Source organism: Vibrio sp. Vb1980 (genome assembly GCF_033338615.1).
GTDB lineage: Bacteria > Pseudomonadota > Gammaproteobacteria > Enterobacterales > Vibrionaceae > Vibrio > Vibrio alginolyticus.
Genome location: NZ_JAWOSZ010000178.1, coordinates 1 through 522 on the forward strand (window position 1 = coordinate 1; position 522 = coordinate 522).

The 522-nt window shown below is 47.5% G+C and carries 1 protein-coding gene and 1 pseudogene; both read left to right on the plus strand.

Annotated features, from left to right (window positions below):
• Positions 1-363, plus strand: a 363-nt coding sequence (locus R7F64_RS24380; RefSeq protein ID WP_318072223.1) for an ATP-binding protein, incomplete at its 5' end; no start/stop codon positions are given.
• A gap of 72 nt (positions 364-435) precedes the next feature.
• Positions 436-522, plus strand: a pseudogene (locus R7F64_RS24385) (superoxide dismutase); the annotation flags it as partial.

Here is a 522-nt window from a genome sequence, read left to right on the forward strand (position 1 = left end):
CCTGAGCGACATATCTCAGGCAACCCAAAACTGTTGATGAGCGCGGTAGAAAACATCATTCGCAACGCGATTTATTACGGAAAAGATGAAGTGCAGATCGACATTCAAGACAAGACTGACACACTGACGATTACCGTCGATGACAACGGTGATGGTGTGCCGGATGAAGAGTTAGATGCGATTTTCCGTCCATTCTATCGTGTGTCTACCGCTCGTGATCGTCACTCTGGCGGCACAGGATTAGGGTTAACCATCACCGAAAGTGCGATTCGTCAGCACAGCGGTACGATTGTCGCAAGCCGCAGCCCACTGGGAGGTTTGCGCGTCTCCATCACGCTGCCTTTAGTCAAAGTAGGCAAATAACCCTACAAGATTTCAGTTGATAATGATTCTCATTAACATTAGAGTAAACCCTCCGATTAAGGAGGATTTACTATTTCGCATACATTTCCCGCTCTGCCTTACCCATACGATGCGTTAGAGCCATACATCGACGCAAAAACCATGGAAGTGCATTACAGC